This is a genomic window from uncultured Microbacterium sp. (genome assembly GCF_913776565.1).
Lineage (GTDB): Bacteria > Actinomycetota > Actinomycetes > Actinomycetales > Microbacteriaceae > Microbacterium.
Genome location: NZ_CAJYPF010000093.1, coordinates 1 through 2,954, shown reverse-complemented (window position 1 = coordinate 2,954; position 2,954 = coordinate 1). Strand labels below are relative to the sequence as shown.

The following is a 2,954-nucleotide window of genomic DNA, read 5'->3' as shown; positions in this document are numbered from 1 at the left end:
CAAAAAATCTTTCCACCACCAGACCATGCGGCCGGCAGTCGTATCCAGTATTAGACGTCGTTTCCAACGCTTATCCCAGAGTCAGGGGCAGGTTACTCACGTGTTACTCACCCGTTCGCCACTAATCCACCCAGCAAGCTGGGCTTCATCGTTCGACTTGCATGTGTTAAGCACGCCGCCAGCGTTCGTCCTGAGCCAGGATCAAACTCTCCGTAAAAAAATTACCAACCATGCCCCGAAGAACACAGCCGAGTTGATCTTGACTGTTGACTGTCTACTGACAATCTTCAATCCAAAAGGAATTGTCTCCGTACACCGTGCGCACCCCATCAGGGACAAGCACTGTGCAACGGGGTCAATAAATTGGCATTGACAATGTGCACGCTGTTGAGTTCTCAAGGACCAGACGCACTCCCCACTCGGCCCACAGTTCAGCGGACGTCGTCAGAGAGGCTGGTTCGTTGCCCGGGCGAGACTCGGAGGTGACCGTTCCGGCCGTTCCGTTCTCCGCCTCAGCGGCAACGAGTGATTACTTTACGCAGAGGTGAACGGCAGCGCCAACACGTGCCGCATCCCGGGCGTGTCGTACCCCGACTTCCCCGGAAGCACGCGGGAGTCGGGGTACCACGGCGGCTCCGACCGCCGCGGGTGACCCCGGGAACGACGAGAGGCACGGTGCGGACCCGCACCGTGCCTCCAGGCCGACCTGACCAGCCGACTACTCAGCCGCAGCCAACTGGCCGCACGCCCCGTCGATCTCCTTGCCGCGGGTGTCGCGGAGGGTGGTCGGGATGCCGGCGGCGTTGAGGCGGCGGACGAACTCGTCCTGCACGTGGGGCTCGGACGAGGTCCACACCGAGCCGGGCGTCGGGTTCAGCGGGATCGGGTTGACGTGCACCCAGCCACGACCGCGTGCATTGAGCTTCTCGGCGAGCAGGTCGGCGCGCCAGGCGTGGTCGTTCATGTCCTTGATGAGGGCGTACTCGATCGAGACACGGCGCCCGGTCTTCGCGTAGTACTCGTGCGCGGCGTCGATGGCTTCGTCGGCCTTCCAGCGCGAGTTCACCGGGATGAGCTCGTCGCGGAGTTCGTCGTCGGGCGCGTGCAGCGAGAGCGCGAACGTGATCGGGATGTTCTCGTCCGCGAGCTTCTTGATCGCGGGGACGAGACCGACCGTCGAGACGGTGATGCCACGGGCGCTCATGCCGAGCCCGTTCGGCTGCGGGGCGACCATCGTGCGGACGGCGTCCATGACGCGCTTGTAGTTCGCCAGCGGCTCCCCCATGCCCATGAAGACGATGTTGGTCACCCGTTCGGCGTCGACGCGGTCCTGTCCGCCCTTGCGTGGGTCGCCCCCGAGCTCCCCCGCGGCGATCGCGGCGTTGGCCCGGACGATCTGCTCGATGATCTCGGCCGTCGACATGTTCCGGGTGAGCCCCGCCTGTCCGGTGGCGCAGAAGGGGCAGTTCATGCCGCAGCCGGCCTGGGACGACACGCACAGCGTGATCCGACCGGGGTAGCGCATGAGCACCGACTCGACGAGCGCACCGTCGTGGAGCTTCCAGAGGAACTTGATCGTGTCCCCGTTGTCGGTCGCCAGACGACGGGTCTCGGTGAGGAGCGGCGGGAGCATGCCCGCGACGAGTTCGTCGCGTTGAGCGGCCGGCAGGTCGGTCATCTTCGCCGGGTCGGACGTGTAGTGCGTGAAGTAGTGGGTCGAGAGCTGCTTGGCGCGGAACCCGGGCAGCCCCAGCTCCTTGACCTTCTCGATGCGTTCCTCGACCGTGAGGTCGGCGAGGTGCACGGGCGGCTTGCCCCGCTTGGGCGACGCGAACTGCAGGAGCGGGCGGCCCGCGGAGTCCTGCGCCTGGGTCCAACCCTCGGTGCGCGGACGCACCTGCGGACGAGCAGAACGCTGCTCTTCGAACGGGGTGCAGGTGTCGGAGGCCATCACGCCAGTTTACGGGAGGCCCGGCGCGGCTGCTGGACGGGCGGTCCGGGCCGTCGCGCAGGGCCCGGTGCCCGTCAGGCGCCGGCGGGCAGGAGGCGTGCGAAGTGGTGCGCGGCCGGGTACATCGGCACGATGTCGACGACCTCGCCCGGGTGCGGCGCCTGGAGGACGAGTCCCTGGCCCAGGTAGATGCCGACGTGGTCCTCGTTGTCGTAGACCACGAGGTCGCCGGGCTTCGCCTCCGACTCCGGGATGGTCGTCGCCGCGGCGTCCTGCGTCGGCACGTAGTGCACGAGCGGGATCCCGACGGCGGCGTACGCGACCATCGTCAACCCCGAGCAGTCGATGCCCGAGTGGGAGGCGCCGCCCTCGACGTAGGGGTCGCCGAGGTACTGCAGCGCGGTCGCGAGGATCGTGGCGCGGTCGCCGCCGGCGGACAGCGCCGCCGAGATCGCCGACTCGGCCTGGGCGGTGGTGACGCCGAACCGGGTCACGACGGTCGGGTAGGAGACCACGGTGGTCGTGGTCGAGACGCCGTCGATCGCGGTCACGGGCACCTCGACGTCGTGCGCCACGGTGTAGGTCTGCAGCTCGGTGGCCGGGACGCCGGCGAGCGCGGCCTGCGAGGTCGTCGTGCCCGAGTGCGCTCCCGTCGACGGGGTCGCCGCGTTCGCCGGGACGGCCAGCGTCAGGCTCGAGGTCACGGCGAGCGCCGGTGCGAGGAGGATCGCGGCGCGCTTGGCGTTCGCGGCACGGCGGACGTGCCTCGGGTCCAGGGCACGCTCGGCCCTGAGCGACGCGGTGCGGGACAGCACGGCGGACCCGGCGGCAGCCACGGGCACGGGGCGCATCGCGACGACGCGGGGGTGCTTCGTCGGTTCCACGAAGGTGGACCGGGCGGCTGCGGGGCCGAGCGCCGAGCGGCGACCGCGCGGGCGGCGGAGCACCGGGTCGGCCGGCGTCGGGGACGGAGCGGAAGCGGCGGGTGCGGGCAGCGCCTCGG

Annotated in this window: 2 protein-coding genes and 1 rRNA gene; all 3 read right to left on the bottom strand. The window is 68.9% G+C overall.

Features of this window, described 5'->3' with window-relative positions:
- Nucleotides 1-217: ribosomal RNA gene (locus QZ433_RS05095) — 16S ribosomal RNA — on the bottom strand; the annotation flags it as partial.
- A 501-nt stretch (nt 218-718) separates the two neighbouring features.
- Nucleotides 719-1,951: a 23S rRNA (adenine(2503)-C(2))-methyltransferase RlmN gene (gene rlmN / locus QZ433_RS05090; protein WP_295780410.1), complete on the bottom strand. Its 1,233-nt coding sequence runs from the start codon at nt 1,949-1,951 to the stop codon at nt 719-721.
- 74 nt (nt 1,952-2,025) lie between these two features.
- Nucleotides 2,026-2,954, bottom strand: a 929-nt coding sequence (locus QZ433_RS05085) for a C40 family peptidase (protein WP_295780408.1), incomplete at its 5' end; no start/stop codon positions are given.

What these genes read in the sequence shown, in the direction of transcription:
- rlmN (WP_295780410.1), bottom strand. Translation starts at nt 1,951, where the DNA reads ATGGCCTCCGACACCTGCACCCCGTTCGAAGAGCAGCGTTCTGCTCGT.